General features: G+C 66.9%; 26 protein-coding genes. 7 read left to right on the top strand and 19 right to left on the bottom strand.

The genetic code is table 11. The annotated features are described in order from the left end of the window. Position 1 precedes the first annotated feature (1 nt). Complete coding sequence (locus NWF34_RS04140) at positions 2-385, top strand: GNAT family N-acetyltransferase (protein ID WP_024497688.1); 384 nt, start codon at positions 2-4, stop codon at positions 383-385. Here the strand turns inward: NWF34_RS04140 and NWF34_RS04135 are convergent. Genes NWF34_RS04135 through NWF34_RS04120 form a run of 4 tightly spaced genes read right to left on the bottom strand, consistent with a single transcriptional unit; the run spans position 373 to position 5,211 of the window. After that, a complete protein-coding gene (locus NWF34_RS04135) occupies positions 373-1,545 on the bottom strand; it encodes a hypothetical protein (protein WP_024497687.1) in 1,173 nt (390 codons plus the stop codon). The genes NWF34_RS04140 and NWF34_RS04135 overlap by 13 nt on opposite strands. Then, on the bottom strand, positions 1,542-2,792 hold the full coding sequence (locus NWF34_RS04130) for a sensor histidine kinase (protein WP_024497686.1): 1,251 nt from the start codon (positions 2,790-2,792) through the stop codon (positions 1,542-1,544). The genes NWF34_RS04135 and NWF34_RS04130 overlap by 4 nt, the downstream gene beginning before the upstream one ends. Further along, positions 2,789-3,886 carry a hypothetical protein gene (locus tag NWF34_RS04125; protein ID WP_096274546.1) on the bottom strand — a complete coding sequence of 366 codons (1,098 nt, stop codon included), beginning with the start codon at positions 3,884-3,886 and terminating at the stop codon, positions 2,789-2,791. Before NWF34_RS04125 ends, NWF34_RS04130 begins: the two co-directional genes overlap by 4 nt. Continuing rightward, the gene (locus tag NWF34_RS04120; protein ID WP_035760247.1) at positions 3,883-5,211 is read right to left on the bottom strand and encodes a sensor histidine kinase; all 1,329 of its coding nucleotides are present in this window, start codon (positions 5,209-5,211) and stop codon (positions 3,883-3,885) included. Before NWF34_RS04120 ends, NWF34_RS04125 begins: the two co-directional genes overlap by 4 nt. 165 nt (positions 5,212-5,376) lie before the next feature. On the opposite strand from NWF34_RS04120, the gene NWF34_RS04115 reads away from it, so the two are divergent. Next, the gene (locus tag NWF34_RS04115; RefSeq protein ID WP_024497683.1) at positions 5,377-6,141 is read left to right on the top strand and encodes a glycosyltransferase family 2 protein; all 765 of its coding nucleotides are present in this window, start codon (positions 5,377-5,379) and stop codon (positions 6,139-6,141) included. 65 nt (positions 6,142-6,206) lie between these two features. On the opposite strand, the gene rpsQ is transcribed toward NWF34_RS04115, so the two are convergent. Genes rpsQ through rpsJ form a run of 11 tightly spaced genes read right to left on the bottom strand, consistent with a single transcriptional unit; the run spans position 6,207 to position 11,521 of the window. Continuing rightward, complete coding sequence (gene rpsQ / locus NWF34_RS04110; protein ID WP_024497682.1) at positions 6,207-6,497, bottom strand: 30S ribosomal protein S17; 291 nt, start codon at positions 6,495-6,497, stop codon at positions 6,207-6,209. Further along, a complete protein-coding gene (gene rpmC / locus NWF34_RS04105; protein ID WP_006434677.1) occupies positions 6,494-6,727 on the bottom strand; it encodes a 50S ribosomal protein L29 in 234 nt (77 codons plus the stop codon). Before rpmC ends, rpsQ begins: the two co-directional genes overlap by 4 nt. After that, positions 6,727-7,143: a 50S ribosomal protein L16 gene (gene rplP, locus NWF34_RS04100; protein ID WP_004020548.1), complete on the bottom strand. Its 417-nt coding sequence runs from the start codon at positions 7,141-7,143 to the stop codon at positions 6,727-6,729. Before rplP ends, rpmC begins: the two co-directional genes overlap by 1 nt. Before the next feature lie 3 nt (positions 7,144-7,146). After that, complete coding sequence (rpsC, locus tag NWF34_RS04095) at positions 7,147-7,953, bottom strand: 30S ribosomal protein S3 (RefSeq protein ID WP_004020549.1); 807 nt, start codon at positions 7,951-7,953, stop codon at positions 7,147-7,149. A gap of 2 nt (positions 7,954-7,955) precedes the next feature. Further along, positions 7,956-8,366 carry a 50S ribosomal protein L22 gene (gene rplV / locus NWF34_RS04090; RefSeq protein WP_006434678.1) on the bottom strand — a complete coding sequence of 137 codons (411 nt, stop codon included), beginning with the start codon at positions 8,364-8,366 and terminating at the stop codon, positions 7,956-7,958. Continuing rightward, positions 8,366-8,647: a 30S ribosomal protein S19 gene (rpsS, locus tag NWF34_RS04085; RefSeq protein ID WP_004020551.1), complete on the bottom strand. Its 282-nt coding sequence runs from the start codon at positions 8,645-8,647 to the stop codon at positions 8,366-8,368. The genes rplV and rpsS overlap by 1 nt, the downstream gene beginning before the upstream one ends. Before the next feature lie 17 nt (positions 8,648-8,664). Further along, positions 8,665-9,501 (bottom strand): 50S ribosomal protein L2, encoded by an 837-nt coding sequence (gene rplB / locus NWF34_RS04080; RefSeq protein ID WP_005194639.1) that lies wholly within the window; start codon positions 9,499-9,501, stop codon positions 8,665-8,667. A 30-nt stretch (positions 9,502-9,531) separates the two neighbouring features. After that, the gene (rplW, locus tag NWF34_RS04075; RefSeq protein WP_006434679.1) at positions 9,532-9,837 is read right to left on the bottom strand and encodes a 50S ribosomal protein L23; all 306 of its coding nucleotides are present in this window, start codon (positions 9,835-9,837) and stop codon (positions 9,532-9,534) included. A 1-nt stretch (position 9,838) separates the two neighbouring features. Then, positions 9,839-10,540: a 50S ribosomal protein L4 gene (gene rplD, locus NWF34_RS04070; RefSeq protein ID WP_096274548.1), complete on the bottom strand. Its 702-nt coding sequence runs from the start codon at positions 10,538-10,540 to the stop codon at positions 9,839-9,841. Beyond that, positions 10,537-11,196, bottom strand: coding sequence for a 50S ribosomal protein L3 (rplC, locus tag NWF34_RS04065; RefSeq protein WP_096274550.1), 660 nt, complete (start codon positions 11,194-11,196; stop codon positions 10,537-10,539). Before rplC ends, rplD begins: the two co-directional genes overlap by 4 nt. A 19-nt stretch (positions 11,197-11,215) precedes the next feature. Then, positions 11,216-11,521, bottom strand: coding sequence for a 30S ribosomal protein S10 (gene rpsJ, locus NWF34_RS04060; RefSeq protein WP_003938093.1), 306 nt, complete (start codon positions 11,519-11,521; stop codon positions 11,216-11,218). A 488-nt stretch (positions 11,522-12,009) separates the two neighbouring features. On the opposite strand from rpsJ, the gene NWF34_RS04055 reads away from it, so the two are divergent. Beyond that, complete coding sequence (locus NWF34_RS04055) at positions 12,010-12,486, top strand: hotdog fold domain-containing protein (RefSeq protein ID WP_024497680.1); 477 nt, start codon at positions 12,010-12,012, stop codon at positions 12,484-12,486. A 635-nt stretch (positions 12,487-13,121) separates the two neighbouring features. Here NWF34_RS04055 and NWF34_RS04050 read toward each other — a convergent pair. After that, positions 13,122-14,390 (bottom strand): hypothetical protein, encoded by a 1,269-nt coding sequence (locus NWF34_RS04050; RefSeq protein WP_159404921.1) that lies wholly within the window; start codon positions 14,388-14,390, stop codon positions 13,122-13,124. A gap of 249 nt (positions 14,391-14,639) precedes the next feature. Here NWF34_RS04050 and NWF34_RS04045 point away from each other — a divergent pair, with 249 nt between their 5' ends. The 4 genes from NWF34_RS04045 (at position 14,640) to NWF34_RS04030 (ending at position 20,807) form a co-directional block, all read left to right on the top strand. Continuing rightward, positions 14,640-16,439, top strand: coding sequence for an N-acetylglutaminylglutamine amidotransferase (locus tag NWF34_RS04045; RefSeq protein WP_159404922.1), 1,800 nt, complete (start codon positions 14,640-14,642; stop codon positions 16,437-16,439). Then, the gene (locus tag NWF34_RS04040; RefSeq protein ID WP_159404923.1) at positions 16,436-18,349 is read left to right on the top strand and encodes a prolyl oligopeptidase family serine peptidase; all 1,914 of its coding nucleotides are present in this window, start codon (positions 16,436-16,438) and stop codon (positions 18,347-18,349) included. The genes NWF34_RS04045 and NWF34_RS04040 overlap by 4 nt, the downstream gene beginning before the upstream one ends. Beyond that, positions 18,346-19,050 carry a GntR family transcriptional regulator gene (locus NWF34_RS04035; RefSeq protein ID WP_236577614.1) on the top strand — a complete coding sequence of 235 codons (705 nt, stop codon included), beginning with the start codon at positions 18,346-18,348 and terminating at the stop codon, positions 19,048-19,050. The genes NWF34_RS04040 and NWF34_RS04035 overlap by 4 nt, the downstream gene beginning before the upstream one ends. Positions 19,051-19,190: 140 nt before the next feature. Continuing rightward, positions 19,191-20,807 (top strand): NCS1 family nucleobase:cation symporter-1, encoded by a 1,617-nt coding sequence (locus NWF34_RS04030; protein ID WP_159404924.1) that lies wholly within the window; start codon positions 19,191-19,193, stop codon positions 20,805-20,807. A gap of 25 nt (positions 20,808-20,832) precedes the next feature. On the opposite strand, the gene NWF34_RS04025 is transcribed toward NWF34_RS04030, so the two are convergent. Genes NWF34_RS04025 through NWF34_RS04015 form a run of 3 tightly spaced genes read right to left on the bottom strand, consistent with a single transcriptional unit; the run spans position 20,833 to position 22,836 of the window. Continuing rightward, a complete protein-coding gene (locus NWF34_RS04025; protein WP_159404925.1) occupies positions 20,833-21,696 on the bottom strand; it encodes an LLM class flavin-dependent oxidoreductase in 864 nt (287 codons plus the stop codon). Positions 21,697-21,737: 41 nt separating this feature from the next. Beyond that, the gene (locus NWF34_RS04020) at positions 21,738-22,418 is read right to left on the bottom strand and encodes a hypothetical protein (RefSeq protein ID WP_375295619.1); all 681 of its coding nucleotides are present in this window, start codon (positions 22,416-22,418) and stop codon (positions 21,738-21,740) included. Next, complete coding sequence (locus NWF34_RS04015) at positions 22,405-22,836, bottom strand: PPOX class F420-dependent oxidoreductase (RefSeq protein WP_159404926.1); 432 nt, start codon at positions 22,834-22,836, stop codon at positions 22,405-22,407. The genes NWF34_RS04020 and NWF34_RS04015 overlap by 14 nt, the downstream gene beginning before the upstream one ends. Positions 22,837-22,842: the final 6 nt, after the last annotated feature.

The following is a 22,842-nucleotide window of genomic DNA, read 5'->3' as shown; positions in this document are numbered from 1 at the left end:
TGTGACCTCCCATGAGCCGACCACCGACAAGACCGGCGCCGCGACCTCGGTCCGCGACAGCGCCTCCGCCCAGCGCTACGAGATCACCGTCGACGGGACAGCGGACGGCGTCGTCGCCGGCTTCGCCGAGTATCGGGACCGCGTCGACGGCGCCGACACCGAACGGGTCTTCTTCCACACCGAGGTCGCCGACGAGTTCGGCGGCCGCGGACTCGCGACGATCCTGGTCCGGGAGGCACTCGACGACGCCCGCGCACGGGGGCTGGTCATCGTCGGGGTGTGCCCTCTGGTGGCAGCGTTCCTGGAAAAGCACCCGGAATACGCCGACGCCGCCCGGCCGGTCAGCCGCGACGTCCTCGGCTGGCTTCGGCGTCAGCAGTCCTGATCGGCCGTCTCCGCCACGGTGGTGTCCGGGCCCGCGCCCGTCGGAGCCCCGGGCACGCCACCGTCCGGTGGGAGGTCGGTGGTGACACTGCCGTCGGGGTGTACCTCCACCCGGCGCAGGTGCGGACCGACGTCGACCACGATCGAGGCCAGCACCTCGCGCCCGGCCGGGAGAATCCGGGCGGTCACGCTGCCCTGATCTGCCGTCGTCGCGTCGAGCGAGGTCAACTCCTCGACGAGGATCCGACGCGCGAGGTTCCCGCGCGAGTGTTTGTCGTCGGTGTCGTACTCGTCGAGAGCTCCGTCGTCGAGCAACCGCACCGAGACACCTCGACGACGGATGGCCCACACCGACGTGCTCACCTCCGGTGAGTCCCATCCAGGTGCGCGGATGATGTCGCGAAGCTGTGCCTCGATCAGCCGGACGTCGAGCGCCTCGTCGAGACCGAACGCATGTCCGTCCGCGATCTGCTCCAGGATCGGACGGGCTCCGGCATCGAGTCGTTGCAGTTGGCTTCTCCGTTCGGACGCCGCCGCCGCCGTCGCGGCCTCCTCCGCAGCCTGCGCGAACGCCTGTTCCCGCAGGCTGCGGAGACGATCGGGCATCGGGATCGCCATCAGGCCGAACAGTGTCGCGAGCACGAGAACCGGGTAGCAGAAGACGGTGTTGCCGGCACCGACGGCGTAACCGATCCCGGTCAGCTCGCCACCCACCGCGGACAGTCCCGTGGCGCAGAGCGCCCCGACCCACGCGAAACATGGCCGCCGGTAGAGCACCACCATTGCCAGGATGATGGTCATCGCCGAGGTGACCGGCGTGGTCTGCAGGGTGAGGTAGGTGTCCAGTGGCAGACTCCAGAACGACGTCGTCAGACCTGCGACGGTCAACGTCGTCACCAGCGCGGCGGTGCGCCGTGGGAGCGTCGACCGCCCGTAGTGCATGAGCATCGCCGCCGCAGCCACGAACAGGACGAATCCGGCCGTCAACGCGGCCCAGGTGGCGACCGATCGGATCTGCCATCCCGCGCCGATCACCACGATCACGTAGATGCCCGCGAAGATGACCAGTGCCCTGATGAGCAGCGGAGAACCCAGTCCGAAGAGGTTGACGGTCGTCTCGTCGAGATCGATCGGGTCGTCCTCGCGCCTATCCGAGGTCATGGCCGCCTCCACTCGACCGTGACGACTGTGCCGCGTCCGGGCGCGCTCTCGATCTTCGCTCTACCTCCTGGCAGTCCGGCCATCCGCGCGCGAATACCGACCGCGATACCGAATCGGTGGGAATCGATCGATTCGGGATCGAATCCGACTCCGTCGTCGGACACGCTCACCCGCACGGCCCCCTCGCCGAACTCAGCCCTGACGTGGCACTGCGAACTCGGGCCGGCATGACGAACGCAATTCCGCGTCGCCTCGGCCACACAGTCGGCGACGTCGTCCACCACCTGTTCCGGGTAGGTAGCCGAGGGCGAGGAGATCGCGTGCGTGCATGATCCCCGTTCGCCCAAGGCGGCGACGGCCTGATCGATCCGCGCGGCGAACGCCGCCGCCGTGAATTCCGAAGGCGATTCGGTGCTGCGGTCCAGTTCGTCGAGGGCCGAGGCCGCTTGCGCAGCCAGTCGCGGATCGGGCGGCCCCGCGCGTACCGCCAGCAGTGTCGCGATGACGTGGTCGTGGATCAGCGCGGCAAACCGGGAACGTTCCGCCTCCTGCGCCGCGTTGGCGGCGGCCGTGGCCGTCATCGCCAGGACGGCCGGATGCCTCTCATCCAGCGCCCGCACGTTTCGCACCGCGGCCAGCGCAACCGCAAGGAACACCCCGGCGAGCGCCGCCGACAGCGGCACGCTCAACAGCTCGACCGGACGGAGCTCCCCGTAGCGCGCGATCTGATTGGCCGTGTGCACGGCAGCGGTGGCGACGACGAGATTCGTCAGTGCCAGGCCGGTGCGGAGCATGACGACCAGCCCGAAGCTCGGGACCGAGGGGAACTGCAGCAACCAGATCGCCCACCGAGCCGACTCGTCGGGGGCGCCGAGCCAGGCCGGGTACCACAGCAGCGTCGCGGCGAGATATCCCAGGGCGCAGGCACAGACGAGCGTCAACAGCGCTCGTGGCACGGTCAGAAAGGTGGATGCCACCAACATCATCGCCGGCACGACGACCAGCACCAGGCTCACCGGCGTCCACCACGCGGCCGCGAGATCCGCGCGGGCGATCGCGACCGGGAACATCACGGCGCAGAACGCGAGCAGCCCGGAACCGACGAACCTACAGCCGATCCTTTTCTGCCGATCGAGATCGGACGCATCCTCTCGGATGCCTCGACCGAGGCCTCGGCGAATGCGATCGACGACGCGTGTGGCGCTCACCGCCCGGGCCGGTCTGCCGGTCGCGGCCCTGGTGATCATCGGACCAATCCCCGCTCCCCGGAGATCGACTGATGCGCCGAGCCGGTGGTCGTGAACTCGACCAGCTCGACCTGATCGTCGGTGTCGATGCCCACCGATGCCAGGGTCTCACGTCCCGGAGGATGGATGCGGACGGTCACGCGACCGCTCTCGGCGTCCTCGAGCAGCTCGGCAACCGCGGTTCCGAGACGGTCTCGTGCGCGGGCCGCGTCATCGTCGGCGAGGACGGACAGACCGCCGTCATCGAGAAGCACCACCTTGACCCCGCGCCGGCGGGCGCGCCAGGCCGCGTCCCGCACTTCCGGCACATCGAGATCGGACGCCCGGATGCTGTCTCTGAGCTGGGCTTCGATGAGGCGGGCGGCGGCGACCTCCTCGGCACTGAACTCGCGCCTCTCCGCGATCCGGGTGAGGATCGGGCGGGCCCGTTCGTCGAGTGCCGCGAGTCGCCGGTCCCGCACGTCGGCCGCCGCGGCCGCCGCCGCGTCGAGCGCCGCCCGCCGTTCGTTGGCTTCACGCAGCGCGTACAGCTGCCTGGCCATCGGCCGCAGCATGAGCGAGAACAACGACCCCATGATCATGATGGCGTAGCCGGGCAGGGTCACGGCCAGACCCCACATCGCGTCGCCGATCGCGACATGCGCCCAGCCTGCCGCGACCACCGAGATGGCGATGCTGGCGAGCCACGCCGCCAACGGACGGCCGCGCACCGCGACGAACGCGAGGACGATGACCGAGGCCCCCATCGGGGGTCCGGTCTGCATCACGTGCGTCAGTGGGAACGGCAACGAGAACAGCGAGGCGCTCACACCGGCGACGGCGAGGACGGCGCTCACCAGCGTGGTCGGCACGGGCAACGGGTCCCCCGGCGCCTCGACGATGAGTACCGCGCCGGCGGCGAAGAACAGAAAGCCCGCGATGAGCCCGATCCACTGCCACACTCCGGTGCCATCGGCGTTCGCGTACACCGTGACGACGAGGTATCCGCAGCCGAACGCCGACATCGTCAGCCGCAGAGGCAAGGAACCGATCCCGAACGCGTTGTCGACCGCGCCCCGCTCCACGTCCCGTCCGTGCTCGCAGTTCCCGATCACGGACGCTCCCAGCCGATCTGCACGGTGGTGCCGCGGCCCGGGCGACTTCTCAGCACGGTGTGGCCGCCGCGCAGTCGCGACATCCGGCCGTGGATGCTGACCGCGATCCCCACCCGCCCCGGCCCTACGGAGTCCGGGTCGAAACCGGTGCCGTTGTCGACGACCGCCATGCTCAGTGCGTCGGCGGTCAGTTGCACGATCACCGCGCAGTCGGCGTCCGGTCCGGCGTGGCGGAGCACGTTGCGCAGTGCTTCCGACATCGCCTCGACCACTGCCTCCACGACGTCGACCGGATAGCCGACGCGGTCCGACTCGACGTCCCTGGAGTTGTCGGAGGCGGTCGATGCGCCGAGGACCTGGACCTCGAATCGTTCGGACAGGTCCGTGGCCGCCGACCGGATCCGCCGGAGTGTCTCCGCCCGCGAGACGATCTCGGCATCGCCGGGGCTCGGCACGCGCACGAGTTCGTCGAGGGCGGACCGGGCCTGTGCGGCGAGACGGTGGTCCGGCGTCCCCGGCTCGACCGCGAGCAGGGAGGCGATCACGCGATCGTGCACGATGGCGTCGAACCGCGCCTTCTCGACCTCGCGGGCCGACGCCGCGGCGACGTTTGCGGCGGTGCGGTAGGTCTCCTCGCGTGTCTCGTCGAGGTGCCGTCCGGTCCGGGTGGCCACCAGGACCACGGCGAGGAAGACCGCGGTGAATACGACGGACCACATGATCTCGAAGGGGAGATCAGAGGTCAGGCCACCGAACCGTCCCCATTGCTGCGAGACGTGCGCGGCCACGCACGACACGACGAGACTGATCACACCCAGGGGCGCGTGGACGAGCATCAACACCATGCTGGGCATGCCGCAGAACGCGATCATCCACTGCGCCACGTCTTCCGGATCGGTCAACGTCGATCCCGTCCACGCCGGGAACCACAGGGCGATGGCCAGGAGGTAACCCGCCCAGGTGCCGAGTGCCAGCGGCCGCAGCCACGACGTTCCCCGTCGAAAACTCCCGACGACGAGGAGGATGCCGGGACCGACGGACAGCACGATGCTCAACGGAATCCACCACGAGGCCGTCACCGATCCCGACGAGGCGATCGCGGCGACCGAGACCACCGGATAGCCGATGAACCCGAGCCCCAGGAAACGCGCGCCGATCCGGCGGACGTGGTCGAGATCCGGCTCGGCCGAGTCGGATTCGAAGATCCGACGCACCCAAGCGGGCCCCCGCCCCGAGCCCGACGTGTTACGAACGGCCGCCGCACTTCCTGCTGCAGCATTCGGGGACGGGTCCGCCGGGGTCGAGAACGAGGCGGGCACGGACATTCCGCTAACACTCGCACCGGGTGGCATGGGGGTCAATACTCCGCTGAGACGAACTCGTCGACCATCCGCGAATCAAGGTCGCCGAAGCACCCCGGTTGACTTCGTCAGTGGTCGGGTAAGGCGGAGGTCGGTGACAGACCGGCATCAACCAGAAAGGGAGAACGAGTGGGTGGACAACTGCTGATCGCTGTCCCCGTCTACGGACAACAGGACATGACCCACGATCTGGTCCGAGACCTGCAGCGCGAGGAGGCGGACTTCGTGATCATCGACAACCGCGGCGATTACCGCCCGCTGGGCGACGAACGCGTCGAGCGGCCGGGCCAGAACCTCGGCTGGGCCGGCGGGTCCAACCTCGGCTTCCGACTGGCCTTCTCGGAGGGTTATGCGAACGCGATGACGTTGAACAACGACACCCGCCTCTCGCTGGGATATGTCGCGGCCCTTCTCGACCCGGCGCTGCCGGCCGACCTGGGAATGGTCGCGACGGTCTACGACGACAAGTACGCCATCTCGAAGATGCTGTCTGACTACGACGGACCGGCCGAACAGTACGTGCCCCGGCACCGATACCGCGAGATGACGTTCATCGACGGCACCGGGCTTCTGATCACGCGGGACGCCTGGCGCGCCGTCGGCGGACTGGACGAGCGCACCTTCGGGGATTACGCGTGGGGCGCGGATCGCGATCTCAGTGCGCGGGTGCGAGACGCCGGTTTCAAGATCTACGTCACCGAGCGGGGTTTCATGAATCATCTACGCCAGAAGACCGTGTCGACCATGACGTCGGCCTCGCGCTACAAGCTGCGTGCGTACCGCGAGATGACGGCAGGAATGCGTCGTATCGGCATGAGGCACAGGCTGAAGGCGGACGACGAAGCGCCGTATGTGGTTCACGACTTCGATCACCGGGTCGATCAGATTCGATGACGAACGGCCCGTCCCCCTCGAAAGGGGAACGGGCCGTTCGGGTGTAGATCTCGCTGGGAGTCGGCTTACTTGGCCTTCTCCAGCACCTCGACCAGACGCCAGTGCTTGGTCGCCGACAGCGGGCGGGTCTCCATGATCCGCACGCGGTCACCGACGCCGGCATCGCCGTTCTCGTCGTGTGCCTTGACCTTGCTCGTGGTCCGGATGATCTTGCCGTAGAGCTTGTGGCTCTTACGATCTTCCAGCTCGACCACGATGGTCTTCTGCATCTTGTCACTGACCACGTAGCCGATGCGCTCCTTGCGGCGTGCGCGCTCGGTGGTCTGGGTTTCGCTCACCTTCTGGTCCTCACTCATGCGTCGTCACCTTCCGGTCCGGACGCCAGGCCCAGCTCACGCTCGCGCATGACCGTGTAGATACGTGCGATCTCGCGACGCACGGTCCGCAGGCGACGGTTGTTGTCGAGCTGGCCGGTGGCCATCTGGAACCGAAGGTTGAACAGTTCTTCCTTCGACTCTTTCAGGCGGTCGACCAGATCAGCGTCGTTGAGCTCGCGGAGCTCGTTCGCAGCAACTCCGAGGGACATCAGAACTGCTCCTCTCTGGTCACGATCCGGGTCTTGATGGGGAGCTTGTGCTGTGCGCGGCGCAGGGCCTCGCGAGCAATCTCCTCGTTCGGGTAGGTCATCTCGAACAGCACGCGACCCGGCTTGACCGGGGCGACCCACCACTCGGGCGAACCCTTACCCGAACCCATGCGGGTTTCGGCCGGCTTCTTGGTGAGCGGGCGGTCCGGGAAGATGTTGATCCAGACCTTGCCGCCACGCTTGATGTGCCGGTTGATCGCGATACGAGCGGACTCGATCTGACGGTTGGTGATGTACGCGCCTTCCAGAGCCTGGATGCCGTAATCGCCGAACGTCACCTTGGTGCCGCCCTTGGCCTGCCCCTTGAGGCTGGGGTGATGCTGCTTGCGGTGCTTGACCCGACGTGGGATCAACATGGCCTAGCCCTCCTGCTTCTCAGCCGCACCAGCAGTGGCCTCGGCGGGAGCGGCCTCGGCCGCGCGTGCGGCGTCGGTGCTCGTCGCAGTGGTGCCCGAGGCACCGCTACGCCGGGGCCGGCTGGGCCGGCGCGGACGGCGATCCTCGGCTGCCGGAGCGGCCGCAGCCAGCTCGCGGCGTCCACCGACGATGTCGCCCTTGTAGATCCACACCTTCACGCCGATCCGGCCGAAGGTGGTCTTGGCTTCGTAGAGTCCGTAGTCGATGTCGGCGCGCAGCGTGTGCAGCGGCACGCGACCCTCGCGGTAGAACTCACTGCGGCTCATCTCAGCGCCGCCCAGACGACCCGAGCACTGGACCCGGATGCCCTTCACGTTCGGCTGACGCATCGCCGACTGGATCGCCTTGCGCATCGCGCGGCGGAAGGCCACACGGTTGCTCAGCTGCTCGGCGACGCCCTGGGCCACCAGCTGGGCCTCGGACTCTGCGTTCTTGACCTCGAGGATGTTCAGCTGGACCTGCTTACCGGTCAGCTTCTCCAGGTCGCCGCGGATGCGATCGGCCTCGGCGCCACGGCGACCGATGACGATGCCCGGACGCGCGGTGTGGATGTCGACGCGAACCCGGTCACGGGTGCGCTCGATCTCCACCTTCGCGATGCCGGCGCGCTCGAGCCCCGTGGAGAGGAGCTTGCGGATGGCGACATCCTCTTTAACGTAGTCCGCGTACTGCTTGTCGGCGTACCACCGCGACTTCCAGTCGGTGGTGATGCCCAGACGGAAGCCGTGCGGGTTGATTTTCTGGCCCACTACTAGGCTCCCTTCTTCTTCGGCTGACGCGAACGGCCACGGCCGGCGGCTGCCTTCTCCGGCAGGCTCTCCACGACCACGGTGATGTGGCTGGTGCGCTTGCGGATACGGAATGCGCGGCCCTGGGCACGCGGCTGGAAGCGCTTGAGGGTCGGGCCCTCGTCGGCGAACGCGGTGGCGACGACCAGGGTCCGGCGATCCAGATCCAGGTTGTTCTCGGCGTTCGCGACAGCGCTGGCCAGCACCTTGTACACGGGCTCGGACGCCGACTGCGGGGCGAACCGCAGGATGTCCAGGGCCTCGTCCACGTTCTTGCCGCGGATGAGGTCCAGCACACGGCGGGCCTTCATCGGCGTGACGCGCACGAAGCGTGCGGTGGCCTTGGCGGTCGGATTATCGGTCTGCGTAGTCATCAGCGGCGCTTCGCTTTCCGGTCATCCTTGATGTGACCCTTGAAGGTGCGGGTGGGGGCGAACTCGCCCAGCTTGTGCCCGACCATCGAGTCCGAGATGAACACCGGCACGTGCTTGCGTCCGTCATGGACGGCAAAGGTGTGACCGATGAAATCGGGGATGATGGTCGAACGACGGGACCAGGTCTTGATGACCTGCTTGGTGCCCTTTTCGTTCTGAACGTCCACCTTCTTCAGGAGGTGGTCGTCGACGAACGGGCCCTTCTTGAGGCTGCGTGGCATTCTCTTACCTCCTCCTGTTATCGCTTGTTCTTGCCGGTGCGACGGCGACGGACGATCAGCTTGTCGCTGGCCTTGTTCTTACGGGTGCGGCCCTCGGGCTTACCCCACGGCGAGACCGGGTGGCGACCACCGGAGGTCTTGCCCTCACCACCACCATGCGGGTGGTCAACCGGGTTCATGACGACACCGCGGACGGTCGGGCGCTTGCCCTTCCAGCGCATACGGCCGGCCTTGCCCCAGTTGATGTTGCTCTGCTCGGCGTTGCCCACCTCGCCGACGGTGGCGCGGCAGCGCACGTCGACACGGCGGATTTCGCCGGAAGGCATACGCAGCGTGGCGTAGGCGCCTTCCTTACCGAGCAGCTGGATCGACGCGCCGGCGCTACGTGCCATCTTGGCGCCGCCGCCCGGGCGCAGCTCCACGGCGTGGACCTGGGTACCGGTCGGGATGTTGCGCAGCGGCAGGTTGTTGCCGGGCTTGATGTCGGCGGCCGGACCGCTCTCGACGATGTCGCCCTGCTTCAGGTTCTTCGGCGCGATGATGTAGCGCTTCTCGCCGTCGACGTAGTGCAGCAGCGCGATTCGCGCGGTGCGGTTGGGGTCGTACTCGATGTGAGCGACCTTGGCGTTGATGCCGTCCTTGTCGTTACGACGGAAGTCGATCAGACGGTAGGCACGCTTGTGGCCGCCACCCTTGTGACGAGTGGTGATGCGGCCGTGAGCGTTACGGCCACCGCGCCCGTGAAGCGGACGCACCAGCGACTTCTCCGGATGGTCACGGGTGACCTCGGCGAAGTCGGAGCCGCTGGCCCCACGACGACCCGGGGTCGTCGGCTTGTACTTACGAATAGCCATGAGTCTCTAGTCCTTCTCTGGAAGCCCCGGTCAGCTGACCGAGCCTCCGAAGATCTCGATGGGCTTGCTGTCTGCGGTCAGCGACACGATGGCGCGCTTGGTGGACTTGCGCTGGCCGTAGCCGAAGCGGGTCCGCTTGCGCTTGCCCTGTCGGTTCGCCGTGTTGACGCTGGCAACCTTCACACCGAAGATCTTCTCGATCGCGATCTTGATCTCGGTCTTGTTGGACTCCGGGTGCACCAGGAAGGTGTACACGTTGTCCTCCATGAGTCCGTAGGACTTCTCGGAGATCACGGGCGCCAGGATGATGTCGCGCGGATCGGCAACGGTCGTCATGTCAGGCCTCCTCTGCTGTCTTCTCGACGGCAGCCTTGGCATCCGCCGTGTTCTGCTCGATGAAGGCGTTGAGCGTCTCGACGCTGAACACCACCTCGTCCGAATCCAGGACGTCGTAGGTGTTGAGCTGATCGGGCGCGATCGGCAGCACGTTGTTCAGGTTTGCCACGCTCTTCCACGCCGTCAGGTCCTCACGGCCGAGCACGACCAGGAACTTGCGACGATCGGAGAGGCTCTCCAGGAACTCGCGAGCCGACTTGGTCGAGGGGGCCTGCCCCGCAACCAGTTCGGTGATCACGTGGATGCGCTCGTTGCGAGCGCGATCGCTCAGCGCACCGCGGAGAGCGGCGGCCTTCATCTTCTTGGGGGTGCGCTGGCTGTAGTCACGCGGCTGCGGGCCGTGGACGGTGCCACCACCGGTGAACTGCGGTGCACGGGTCGAGCCCTGGCGTGCGCGGCCGGTGCCCTTCTGGCGGTACGGCTTGGCGCCACCGCCGCGGACCTCGCCGCGGGTCTTGGTGGCGTGCGTGCCCTGGCGAGCCGCGGCCTGCTGGGCCACGACGACCTGGTGCATCAGCGCGATGTTGGCGGGGGCGTCGAACAGCGCGGCCGGCAGGTCAACGGTTCCGTTGGTCTTGCCGTCGGCGGTCTTGACGTCCAGCGTCAACTTGGTCGTGGTCTCGGTGCTCGCTGTGTTGCTCATTTCTGGGCACCACCCTTCACTGCGTCGCGGACCATCACGATGCCGCCCTTGCGACCCGGGATCGCTCCCTTGATCAGCAGCAGGCCGGCCTCGGCGTCCACCTTGTGGACGGTGAGGTTCTGCGTGGTCACCTTGTCGTTACCCATACGACCGGCCATCCGCATGCCCTTGAACACGCGACCCGGGGTGGCACAGCCACCGATCGAGCCCGGTGCGCGGTGCACGCGGTGAGCGCCGTGGCTGGCGCCCAGACCGGCGAAGCCGTGGCGCTTCATGACGCCGGCGAAACCCTTGCCCTTCGAGGTGCCGGTGACGTCGACCAGCGCGCCGTCGGCGAAGATCTCGGCGGTCAGTTCCTGACCGACCTCGAACTCGCTGACATCGTTGACGCGGATCTCGGCCAGGTGGCGGCGCGGGGTGACCCCGGCCTTCTCGTACTGGCCGGCGACCGGCTTGGTCACCTTGCGGGGATCGATGGCACCGTAGGCGAGCTGGACGGCGGTGTAGCCGTCACGGTCCTGCGTACGGAGCTGGGTGATCACGTTCGGGCCGGCCTGGATGACCGTGACCGGAACGACGCGGTTGTTCTCGTCGAAAACCTGGGTCATGCCGAGCTTGGTGCCCAGGATGCCCTTGGATGAACTCTGGTTGCTCATGATTTATCTCGCCCCCGTCCTACTGGATGTTGACGTCGACACTTGCCGGCAGGTCGATGCGCATGAGCGCGTCGACCGTCTTCGGGGTCGGGTCGAGGATGTCGATGAGTCGCTTGTGTGTACGCATCTCGAAATGTTCGCGGCTGTCCTTGTACTTGTGCGGCGAACGGATGACGCAGTACACGTTCTTCTCGGTGGGCAACGGCACCGGGCCAACGACACGTGCACCCGTACGGGTCACGGTCTCCACGATCTTGCGCGCCGAAGCGTCGATCGCCTCGTGGTCGTAGGCCTTGAGCCTGATGCGGATCTTCTGTCCCGCCACGCTGTGTCCTCTTCCGTCAGTTGTTCTCGACAGACAAACACCGCGTGACCAGGGGCAGGCTCTCGCCGGCTGAGCACATGACCACCGTGTGAGATACGGCAATCGACGCTGTTCATCTGTCGTTGTACGTTGGCTCGTCGCTGGTACGAGCCGGTTTGCTCCGGCACCCGCGGTCGGGCGTGTCGAGTCCGTGAACCTGATTCGGAGCACGCGTTACACGCCCAGTCCCCGTAAACCGGGCCTGGGAGTCATTCACCTGACGGCTTCCGCGGTGTCGGCACAGAGTGCGACCTGCGTCCGCCGGTCAAGGCAACCCGACAAGTATGCAACAGAGCCGGTGCCGATTCAAATCCGGCTTGGTCACACCCCTGCTCCTGGCGATCGCTCACCGAATCCGTTCCCGCTCACCCCTGCCTGCAGGCTGAGCGGGAACGGACATCGTGAGCGCGCGCGGGCGCACCTAACTGACCGGTGAGTAAGATACGCGCATGGCTGCACTCAACCCCACCTTCGCCCTGCGCAAGAAACTCCCCGCCAACCCGCTCGGCAACGTGCTCTTCTCGCTCGGCATGGTCGCGAAGGTCCCCTACTTCGGCACCGTCCTCCCCCTGGTCCAGGAGATGGAGCCCGGGTACTGCAAGGTCACCGCACCCAACTGGTTCGGCGTGCACAACCACATCGGCACCTTCCACGCGATCGCTGCCTGCAACCTCGCCGAAGCTGCGATGGGCATGCTGATGGAGGCCACCACCCCGACCACACACCGATGGATCCCGAAGGCGATGCAGACGAGCTACCTGACCAAGGCGACCACGCGGCTGACCGCCGAAGCGCGTCTCGCCGACCCCGTCGACTTCGGCGCCATCACCACTGGGACCGACGTCACGGTGTCGGTGAGCATCGTCGACACCAAGGGCGTCGAGGTCGTCCACTGCGACATCACCACCTGGGTGACGCCGAAGTAGCGGTCTCTGCTCGACGTCTCTGTACTCGCAACTGCCGGATCAGGACCCCTACCACCGAGACGAGGACCCACAGCAGCGGCGCCCAGGCATAGCAGGACATTCCGTACCAAGCAGAGACGACGACCAGGCCCTCGGCGGCGCTCGTCGTCGCGGTGTCGGCCGCGACAACATAGGTCCATCCCCAGAACGCTACGAAAACCAGGTAGCTCAACGGCAAGCAAACGACCGCGAGCCTGAGTGAGTACGGGCGGAACCATCGTCGGATCAATTACCGCCCACCTTCACGTCGTGGTGCCCCGGCAGGTGCATCAGGGGACCCCACGGGTCGGTCGGGTCCGGCATATGACCGTAGACCTGTGTCGGAACTCCAGAGTCGGAGTCTGCGTAGACCTCCCAGGCTGGATAGTTGGTGAGCTGACCTTCCAATCTTGGCTCCACACCGTCGTATGGTTCTGCAACCAGGGTTCCTCGCACGCTGGCCCCCACCGTGCTCGAAGCCCACTTGCCAACTTCCTGGTCGTAGAACGGACATTGTATATGCGCCCGACGCCACGCCTACGTGTCCATCCACAAGCGTTCCGGGTGCAACGTACGAACAGCCCCCCGCTCCACCGGTGACGGTCACCCCGAAGTAGCTACCGGTAGCAGGCCGGCCACCCTGCCGATCGCACCGTCTCCGCCGAACAATAGGTCGCGCGCGGATAGTAAGGACCCATCGTCGACGCCGGCGGTGCGCCCGAGTCCTGAGATGCCTGTACCGATCGCGGATAGAACTGCGGCGACGGCAGCATGTGGCGCAGGAACACGATCTTGCGCTCGACGGAGGTGGTCCCCCACGGAATCACCGTCAGATCCGACGACGCGACCTGTTGGGGCGTCAGGTCCGCGGGCGCCGCGATCACGTAAGTGTAGTAACCGTCCGCGTCGAGTCGGGTCTGGAAGTCGGCCGCGCACGCCACCACCGGGTAGGGGGTGACCTTGTCGTTCTGGCACATCGACCAGTACCGCACCTGGAGACCGGGGGTGGCCGGCGACTGGCCGGCACGGCTGTCGGGGAACGTCGGCGCCTTGCCGCGGATGACGGCCACGCGGCCGGGACGGTAGGTCAGAGGGGATCCGACGTACTTGTTGTCGCCGTTGGGGAAGAGTCCCGCGGTCGTCGCCGGGTTGGTGAAGGTGACCTCGGCCGCGTTGTCGGGGAACGACGCCGCTGCGGCCCGCTCGATGAAGTCGTCGAAGACACGCGTGAGAGCCGCGGCGATCGGTCCCTGGTACCGCCGGGGGTTGAACGGCTGCGCGCACGGCTGCAGCGGAATCGACTGCCCGCCGACGGAGAAGGTGACCGTCGGCAAGGTGACACCACCGTTCGGCGAGGCGGCGTCGTCGGGCACGTAGATCCGGACGAGCAGGAATCCGACGGGGGCCTGTTGTCCGGCGGGCAACCCCCGGATCTCGTTCCGCGAGTGGTCGGCGGCACCGGAGACGACCGTCGCATGCCAGCGCCGCTCGGCCGGCGCAGGCATGGCCACGGGAGCGACATAGGGGTTGATGCTGCCCGGGTCAGGTCGGATGGCGTCGTCACGCAGGGTGTCGACGGTGTCGAGATCCGTCCCGTAGGTATTGAGTGAGAAATACCGGGCGGCCGGGAAGGTCCCCGACAAACGGATCGAATCCCCCGGACCGAGGGCGTAGGGCAGCACCCAGTAGGTCGCATTGGCGTCGGGAAAGGCGACGTTGAGGTCGGTGCTGTTGGACATCAGCTGCCACGCGCATCCCGGGCCGGGTGCATAGCCCTGCGGGGCTGCCGATGCCGGAGCCGGCACCATACCGGCCACCACCGTGAGCACCGTGCCGATGACGGCACCGGCGAGCGCTCGAATCACAACATGGACCTGTGCTGACATTGGTCTTTCCCTCCGCCGTGGAGATAGTAGCCAGAGGTCACCTGTGTGTCGGGCCGATTGCACGACACCGTCTCGGCCTGCCACCCGGCGGGGATGCTCATAGGGTGAGGGATGGCCCCGTCGTCGATGCCGCCCCCGGTGCGGTGCAGACCTTCGGGGTCCGCGCCCGGAGTGCGGCAGTATCGAAGAGGGACGGTTTGTCACAGCAGAGCCGACCGGCAGGCGCCACCGAGCAGGAGGACAGACATCATGTGCGGAATATGCGGCGAGATCCGTTTCGACGGCAGCGTGCCCGACGTCTCGACCGTCGATGCGATGACCTGCGAGATGGCGCGCCGCGGCCCCGACGGGAGCGGCGTCTTCGCGAAAGGGGCTGTCGCTCTCGGGCATCGGCGGCTGAAGATCATCGATCTGTCCGAGAAGGGCAGCCAGCCGATGATCGATCCGACGCTGGGGCTGGCACTCGTGTTCAACGGTTGCATCTACAACCACCACGAACTGCGGGCCGAACTCGAGGGGAAGGGGTACTCCTTCTTCTCCCACGCCGACAGCGAGGTGATCCTGAAGGCCTTCCACGCCTGGGGCCCTGACTGCGTGGACCATTTCATCGGCATGTTCGCGTTTGCGATCGTGAACACCGACACCGGCGTCGTGACCCTCGGCCGCGACCGCCTCGGCATCAAGCCGCTGTACCTCGCCGACACGCCCGGACGACTCCGCTTCGCCTCGTCGGTGCAGGCCCTGCTCCGCGCCGGTGACGTCGACACCTCGATCGATCGTGTTGCGCTGCACCACTATTTCAGCTTCCACGCAGTGGTCCCGGCGCCACACACCATCTACAACGGCATCCGCAAACTGCCGCCCGCCACGGTCATGACGATCAACCCCAACGGGCGGCGCACCGAGCGGAAGTACTGGGAGCCGACCTTCGCGCCCCACCCCGACCGTGCCGACTGGGACGAGGAACGCTGGCATGCCGAACTACTGGACTCGCTGCGCACCTCGGTCAAGCGCCGCATGGTGGCCGACGTCCCGGTCGGCGTGCTCTTGTCCGGCGGTGTCGACTCGTCACTCGTGGTCGCCCTGCTCGCCGAGCAGGGCCAGAGCGACCTGGCCACCTTCAGCATCGGATTCGATTCGGCGGCAGGAGAATCCGGCGACGAGTACGCCTATTCCGACCTGATTGCGGACACCTTCGCGACCGACCACCACAAGATCCACATCGGTACCGACCGGTTGCTGCCCGCGATCCCCGACACCGTCGCGGCGATGGGTGAGCCGATGGTCAGTCACGACTGCGTGGCCTTCTACCTGTTGTCGCAGGAGGTCAGCAAGTCCATCAAGGTGGTCCAGTCCGGGCAGGGCGCTGACGAGATCCTCGGCGGGTACAGCTGGTATCCACCGCTGCGCGGGGTGCCGCGGAAGGACACGACCCGCGCCTATGCGAACGTCTTCTTCGACCGTGACGACTCCGACATCCGCAGCATCCTCGCCGACGAGTACCTCCTCGAGGCCGGCTACGATCCCAGTTTCGCCTTCGCGCATGCACATCAGTCCGCACCGGGTGCCGACACCTCCGTCGACGCGGCGCTGCGCCTCGACACCACCGTCATGCTCGTCGACGATCCGGTGAAACGAGTCGACACGATGACGATGGCGTGGGGGCTCGAGGCGCGGGTGCCCTTCCTCGATCACGAGTTCGTCGAACTCGCCGCGACCTGTCCGGCGGAACTCAAACTCGCACACGGCGGCAAAGGTGTTCTCAAGGAGGCCAGCCGGGCGCTCCTCCCCTCGGCGGTGATCGACCGGACCAAGGGCTATTTCCCCGTGCCGGGCATCCGCCATCTGACCGGCGGAGTCCTCGACCTCGTCACCGACACCCTCCGCTCGCAGGCCGCGGTCGACCGCGGCCTCTATCGACCCGAGGCCCTCGAGAAGCTCTTCGGCGACCCCAACGGCATCCGGACCCGACTCGACGGCAACGAGCTGTGGCAGGCCGCCCTCCTCGAGATGTGGCTCCAGACGATGGAAGCGAATTCCCGACGGTGACCATCCTTCGTTTCGACGACCGCGGTTGGAAGACATATGGCGCCTCACTCTCCCCCGACGGGAGTGCGTTCGCCTATATCGTCGACGACGGCAACGGTTATCCCCGTGCGGCGCAACGATCCCTGTCCCGTGACGGTGTCGGCGACCTGCGCTGGGTTAAGGTGCGGTCCACCGGCCCGGTCCGGAAGATCGTGCATTCCACCGACAGCCGGTGGCTGGCCGTCGAGATCGCCCCGAGTGGCGGTGAGCACCACCAGGTCTGGGTCGTCACCACCGACCCCGACGACGACACCGCGCACCGGATCGCGGCCACCCGCCCGGACGGCCGGTCCTACGGGACCGTCCGCCTCGTCGGCTGGGACACCGACTGGGTTCTGCTCACCGCGATCGACCACGACGGCACGACGCATGCGTTGCGCGTCCATCCCGGCACCCAGGCCACCCGCACTCTCGACCTGCGGGTCGGCAGCGAACTGATCGACTCCTGGAAGGGGGCGACGCTCGTCCGGGTCGGTCCGCGCGGCTATCACGACATGCTCCTGATCCGGCGCCACCCCGATGCGCCGGACGACGAGGTCACGATGACCCCGCTGCTCCCTCAGGACCCCGGCGCGGTCACCGATCAGGGTTACGTGCTCGACCAGGGTTTCGACCATCCGTCGCTGGTCTTCGTCCCCGCGCCCAACGAACCGATCCGCGACCTCGACAGCGTCCAGGCGCTGGTGCGCAGCGACTTCGACGCGAAATTCCCGCGGCTCCTCGGCGTCGAGGTGAGCAAGTTCGGCGTGCGGTTCCGGGTGATGGCGCAACGCGTCGACATCGGGCTCGACGAGTTCGCGGTCAGCCACGACCAGTCCACCGTCGCCCTCCTGTGGAATGTGAAGGGCCGCAGCGAGTTGCAGATTCTGACACTCCCCGACCAGACGCTGCACCCACCGGTCGAGCTGCCCGGCGAGGTCGCCTCCGATCTCTCGATCAGCGCGGCGGGTTCGGTGGTGTCGGTGACCGTCTCGAGCCCACAGCATTCCCCGATCGTCCACCTGATCGACGTCGCGAACCGGACGGTGACACCCGTCCGCGACGACGTCGTCACCGGCGAGGGTCCCTCGAGTCTCCTCCGCCCCGAACTCGTGGAGTTCTTCGCGCGAGACGGCATGCCGCTCTCGGGTTTTCTCTATCGGTCCGCGAGGAAGAGCCGCGACGAGCGGCCCGGCCCGACCCTGCTCTACTTCCACGGCGGCCCCGAGGGCCAGACCCGGCCGGACTACCAGTTCCTTTTCGGGCCCCTCGTCGACGCCGGGATAACCGTCTTCGCGCCCAACGTCCGCGGATCGTCGGGCTACGGACGCCTCTTCTCCCATGCCGACGACCGGTACGGCCGCTACGCGGGCATCGACGACGCCGCGGATTGTGCGGAACTGCTGTGCCGGCTGGGTATCGCCGATCCGGACTCGGTGTATTGTTCGGGCCGCTCCTATGGCGGCTACCTGACACTCGCCTGCCTGACCTTCCACCCCGACGTGTTCGCCGCCGGCATCGCCATCTGCGGCATGAGCGACCTCGAATCCTTCTTCCGCAACACCGAACCGTGGATCGCCGTCGCCGCCTACACCAAGTACGGCCACCCCGAGTCAGACCGCGAGCTGCTCGCCGACCTCTCCCCAATCCACCGAATCGACGATGTGCGAGCCCCTCTACTCGTGGTCCACGGCGCACACGACACCAACGTCCCGGTCAGTGAGTCACAACAGATCGTCGCCGAACTGCAGGCCCGCGGCGCGGTCGCCGAGATGTTGATGTTCGACGACGAGGGCCACGAGATCGTCAAGCGCAGCAACCAGCATCGATTGACCGAGGCCGTCGCCGAGTGGATCGCGAAGTACCCGAGCCGCTCCGGAGTGATGCGATGACCCGGCGGATGACCGACCGGTTGCTCGCACAGCTCGCGGAGACCCGCACGGGCAACGAGCGCGCCAATGTCCTCGAGGAGCTCCGCCGGCTGATCCTGTCCGGTGGCGCGCCTCCCGGCACCCAGATCCCACCCGCCGAGATCGCCGACGTCTTCCAGGTCAGCCCGATACCGGTACGCGAGGCGCTGAAGACGCTCGTCGGCGAGGGTCTCGTGGTGCACCGGCCCCATGCCGGATACCGCGTGAGCCAACCGTCCACCGACGAGCTCCGCGAGATCTACTTCGTTCGTGGAACCCTCGAACAGGCCGCCCTCGCCCGATCTGTCGAACTCATCGACGAGTCGTCACTCCAGATCGCCCGAGACCGGCACGCCGAACTCCTCGTCGCGGTGAAGTTCAACGACGGCAAGGCATTTCACGATGTGTCCCGCGAGTTCCACCGCGCACTCACCACGCCGTGCGCGATGCCGCGACTGCTCAACATGTTCGAGGCGACCTGGAACCTCACCGAACCCTTCCAGATGATGCGATCGGTACCGTCGGAGACGCAGGCGGCACTCAACGCCGATCACGAAGACCTGCTCGACGCCTTCGCCGCCCGCGACACCTCAGCGGTCCTCGAGGTCGCGCACCGGCATCATCGGCGACTCGAGAGCGCGATCATCGAGAACGCAGACCTCCTCGACGTCCGCCACGACTGACACGCCCGGCCCCGCTGCTCACCCGTTGGAATATATCCACGCGTTCATCGGCAGGTAACAAACCGTTCCTATTTTTGTCCCATCAGCATTTCCGCACCTGAGGGCGGTTTTCCGCGCTGAGAGACACACCGGGAGAACACATGTCCACACCGACCCCTGCCGAGGCGGCACAGTCGCATCACGGCGCCGCGGGCGAGAGCGTCATCAAAGCCGGCTACGACGAGCGACTCACCAACACCGATCTCGCGCCACTGAAGGAACAGAAGTGGACCTGGTACAACATCTTCGCGTTCTGGATGTCCGACGTGCACAGCGTCGGCGGCTACGTCTTCGCCGGCAGCCTGTTCGCGCTGGGTATCGCCGCCTGGCAGGTCCTCGTCGCCCTCCTGGTGGGCATCGTGGCCGTCAATCTCCTGTGCAACCTCGTCGCCAAGCCATCGCAGATCGCGGGCGTTCCGTATCCGGTGACGACGCGAGTGTCCTTCGGCGTCAAGGGTGCCAACATCCCGGCGATCATCCGCGGCGCGATAGCGGTCGTCTGGTACGGCATCCAGACCTACCTCGCCTCGGTCGCGTTCGGCCTGCTGGCATTGAAGTTCTGGCCGGGTCTCGAACCGTGGGGTGACGTCGACCAGCACGGTTTCCTGGGGCTGTCGGTCCTCGGCTGGGCCGGTTTCCTCCTGATGTGGGTCCTGCAGGCGTTCGTGTTCTGGAACGGCATGGACACCATCCGCAAGTTCATCGACTTCTGCGGGCCGGCGGTCTATGTGGTGATGATCGTGCTCGCCGGCTACCTGATCGTGAAGGCCGGCTGGGACAACGTGAGCCTCGATCTCTCGGTGGGTGAAGGTCTGTCCGGCTGGTCGTCGATCACCATGATGTTCAGTGCGTTCGCGCTGGTGGTCTCCTACTTCTCCGGCCCGATGCTCAACTTCGGCGACTTCTCGCGCTACGGAAGGAGTTTCGGCGAGGTCAAGAAGGGCAACTTCTGGGGCCTGCCGGTCAACTTCCTGTTCTTCTCGCTGCTCGTCGTGTGCACCGTCTCGGCGGCGGTGACGGTGATCGGCACGGACGAGGACGGCAACATCATCACCGACCCGGTCCATATCGTCGACAAGATCGACAACACCACCGCCGCCGTGCTCGGCGTGCTGACCTTCGCCATCGCCACCATCGGTATCAACATCGTCGCCAACTTCGTGTCCCCCGCCTTCGACTTCTCGAATGTGGCCCCCACCAAGATCAGCTGGCGTACCGGCGGCATGATCGCGGCGGTCGGCTCGGTGCTCATCACCCCGTGGAACCTCTTCAACAATCCGACCGCGATCCACTACACGATGGACACACTCGGCGCGGTGATCGGTCCGCTGTTCGGCATCCTGATCGCCGATTTCTACCTGGTCAAGAAGCAGAAGATCGTCGTCGACGACCTGTTCACCATGAAGCCCGAAGGCACCTACTGGTACCGCAACGGCTGGAATCCGGTGGCGGTGGCCTCGACCGTCATCGCCTCCATCCTGCCGATCTGCGTCGTCGTCTTCGGCACCGCCTACCAGGCCAGCTTCACCTGGTTCATCGGCGCCGGACTCGGCCTGGCGGTCTACACGCTGGGCATGAAATTCGTTCCCGCGCATCTGATCCACGGGTCGGTACCCGCGGCACACATCACCACCGACATCGCGGTCGACGCCGCGGGTGACCCCGTCGTCGACCCGACGCCGGAGCCGGCGGTCGCCCAGGAGACCACCACCAGCTGATCCGTGGGGCGCCGCGGTCTCGGGATCACGAGGCCTGACCGAGCCCGCGCTCCGCGATCGACTCCAGGACACCCATCGGCGCCTCGTACGGTTCGGCCTCGCGGGGCCAGTGCACGATGACGTCGGTGAATCCCAGTTCGGTTGCTCGCCCGACCATGTCGTCGAACAGACCGACGCTCTCGAGCGCATTGCGCGGAGACGCGTCGAGACTGAGGTATCGGTCGATCCGACGGCCGGGGTACCGGCTCAGCTCCTCGTCGAGGATGTCGACGGTTCGTCCGACCGCCGCGAACCAGTCGCCCAGCGTTTCCGCCGCTTGGCCGGTGGTCACCCAGGCCTCACCGTGGCGGGCCGCGAACCGCGCCGAGCGGGGTCCGTTGCCGGCGAGGAGAAACGGGACCCGGTCGCGTACGGGTCCACGCCCCAGCCGCATGTCTCGCGCCCGGTAGTACTCGCCGTCGGCGTCGACGTGGTCCTCGCGCAGGGTCCGGTCGAGGAGGCCGACGAACTCCTGGAATCGATCGACGCGCTGCCGGGCGGTCAGCTCGGGCTGCCCGAGCACGACATCGTCCGGTGTGCCGCCGGCGCCCAACCCCAGCAGAAAGCGACCGTCCGAGATGTCGACGAGGGTCTCTACCTCACGCGAAAACGACACCGGGTGACGGAAATTGGGCGAGACCACGAACGCTCCGAGTTGGATGACGCTGGTCACCGCGGCGGCTGCCGACAGCAGTGGCATACAGCCCGACCAGCGCGAGTCCGGCAGACGACCCCAGACGAGGTGATCGTAGGTCCAGGCGTGATCGAAACCCATCTCCTCGGCCAGAATCCACCGCGGACGGGACTGTTCCCAGGTCAGGTCGGGCAGTATGCAGATACCGTGGCGCACGCCTCGAACACTACTGCGTCGTCCCGGTTCTCCCGGCCGGCTCAGCGATGCCTGGCCCCGGGCAGCACGACCGCCGACGCCACGAAGAAGCAGAGCGCGCCGACGAAGGTCCCGGCGGTGGCGGCGACGGCGTCGGCGGTGACACCGTCCTCGGTGACGAAAGCGCCGACCGCGGACACCCCGAACGCCACGCATCCCACCCAGTTCACCAGCACCGACCACCAGTCCCGGTCCCGGATGTCGAGGCCACTGCCCGACGATCGCGAGTACGCGACGAAGGCGACCGCGCCGCTGATGAGGAAGGCGATCGAGCCGCCGGCATCGGGCGACCACACCAGGTGACGCTCACCGGCGACCGTCTGGGCGAACAGCGCACTCGTCGTGGAGATGTTGAACAGGATGGTGCCGACGGACTGGGTTGCGGCACTCAGCCATTCGGCCCGGGTGGCCGATCCCGGCAGCGACGCCTCCAGCTCAGCGGGCGGGCCGCTACGCACCAACTGGATGAAGCCGGCCCCGGTGAAGAACCACGCGCCGATGAAGTAGCACAGATTGACGACGTCGGCACCGGCGAGCTGCCCGAATCCGGGTGCCGACCCCAGGGCGAACAGCGCGGAACCAACCATGAAGCCCCAGCACTGCTTCGGCAGGGTGGGTGCGAACGCCGCGGCGGGCCAGACTCGACGCCGTGCGGTCGCCACCGACGCATCACGCGGTGACATCGAGGACCGCGATGACCTTGCTCGGTTCGATCCACACGCCCAGTTCGCCCGGGACGCCGTTGCGCGTACCGAACTCCTCGGCCCGGTCGGCACCCATGTACCGCGCCCCGCACATCGTGGCGATCCGACGCACCTCGTCGAGATCCTCGGTCACCACCGCGCGCCCTTGCACCTGGACGAACCCGTACGGGGGCTCCGGCAGGTCCACCGACATCACGGCCCGCGGATCACGCAGAAGCGCACGACCTTTCGCGGTGGTGGCACCGGTGTTGAAAGCGAGACGGTCACCGTCGACGACGAACCACACCGGGATGACGAGGGGCCGCCCGTCGGCGGCGAGATAGCCCAGATGCCCGGTCTTGGTTCCGGACGCGAGGAATTCACGGACGGTCGGATCGGACAGCGAGGTGGCAGACATGCACCC

Source organism: Gordonia sp. GONU (assembly GCF_024733855.1).
Classification (GTDB): domain Bacteria; phylum Actinomycetota; class Actinomycetes; order Mycobacteriales; family Mycobacteriaceae; genus Gordonia; species Gordonia amicalis.
This window is presented reverse-complemented; position numbering and strand designations above follow the sequence as displayed.

Excerpts from the sequence above, each read along its gene's own strand:
- NWF34_RS04135 (WP_024497687.1), bottom strand. The coding sequence starts at position 1,545 with ATGACCTCGGATAGGCGCGAGGACGACCCGATCGATCTCGACGAGACG.
- NWF34_RS04130 (WP_024497686.1), bottom strand. The coding sequence starts at position 2,792 with ATGATCACCAGGGCCGCGACCGGCAGACCGGCCCGGGCGGTGAGCGCC.
- NWF34_RS04120 (WP_035760247.1), bottom strand. The coding sequence starts at position 5,211 with ATGTCCGTGCCCGCCTCGTTCTCGACCCCGGCGGACCCGTCCCCGAAT.
- rpsQ (WP_024497682.1), bottom strand. The coding sequence starts at position 6,497 with ATGAGTGAGGACCAGAAGGTGAGCGAAACCCAGACCACCGAGCGCGCA.
- rpmC (WP_006434677.1), bottom strand. The coding sequence starts at position 6,727 with ATGTCCCTCGGAGTTGCTGCGAACGAGCTCCGCGAGCTCAACGACGCT.
- rplP (WP_004020548.1), bottom strand. The coding sequence starts at position 7,143 with ATGTTGATCCCACGTCGGGTCAAGCACCGCAAGCAGCATCACCCCAGC.
- rplV (WP_006434678.1), bottom strand. The coding sequence starts at position 8,366 with ATGACTACGCAGACCGATAATCCGACCGCCAAGGCCACCGCACGCTTC.
- rpsS (WP_004020551.1), bottom strand. The coding sequence starts at position 8,647 with ATGCCACGCAGCCTCAAGAAGGGCCCGTTCGTCGACGACCACCTCCTG.
- rplB (WP_005194639.1), bottom strand. The coding sequence starts at position 9,501 with ATGGCTATTCGTAAGTACAAGCCGACGACCCCGGGTCGTCGTGGGGCC.
- rplW (WP_006434679.1), bottom strand. The coding sequence starts at position 9,837 with ATGACGACCGTTGCCGATCCGCGCGACATCATCCTGGCGCCCGTGATC.
- rplD (WP_096274548.1), bottom strand. The coding sequence starts at position 10,540 with ATGAGCAACACAGCGAGCACCGAGACCACGACCAAGTTGACGCTGGAC.
- rplC (WP_096274550.1), bottom strand. The coding sequence starts at position 11,196 with ATGAGCAACCAGAGTTCATCCAAGGGCATCCTGGGCACCAAGCTCGGC.
- NWF34_RS04055 (WP_024497680.1), top strand. The coding sequence starts at position 12,010 with ATGGCTGCACTCAACCCCACCTTCGCCCTGCGCAAGAAACTCCCCGCC.
- NWF34_RS04050 (WP_159404921.1), bottom strand. The coding sequence starts at position 14,390 with ATGTCAGCACAGGTCCATGTTGTGATTCGAGCGCTCGCCGGTGCCGTC.
- NWF34_RS04045 (WP_159404922.1), top strand. The coding sequence starts at position 14,640 with ATGTGCGGAATATGCGGCGAGATCCGTTTCGACGGCAGCGTGCCCGAC.
- NWF34_RS04035 (WP_236577614.1), top strand. The coding sequence starts at position 18,346 with ATGACCCGGCGGATGACCGACCGGTTGCTCGCACAGCTCGCGGAGACC.
- NWF34_RS04030 (WP_159404924.1), top strand. The coding sequence starts at position 19,191 with ATGTCCACACCGACCCCTGCCGAGGCGGCACAGTCGCATCACGGCGCC.
- NWF34_RS04020 (WP_375295619.1), bottom strand. The coding sequence starts at position 22,418 with ATGTCACCGCGTGATGCGTCGGTGGCGACCGCACGGCGTCGAGTCTGG.
- NWF34_RS04015 (WP_159404926.1), bottom strand. The coding sequence starts at position 22,836 with ATGTCTGCCACCTCGCTGTCCGATCCGACCGTCCGTGAATTCCTCGCG.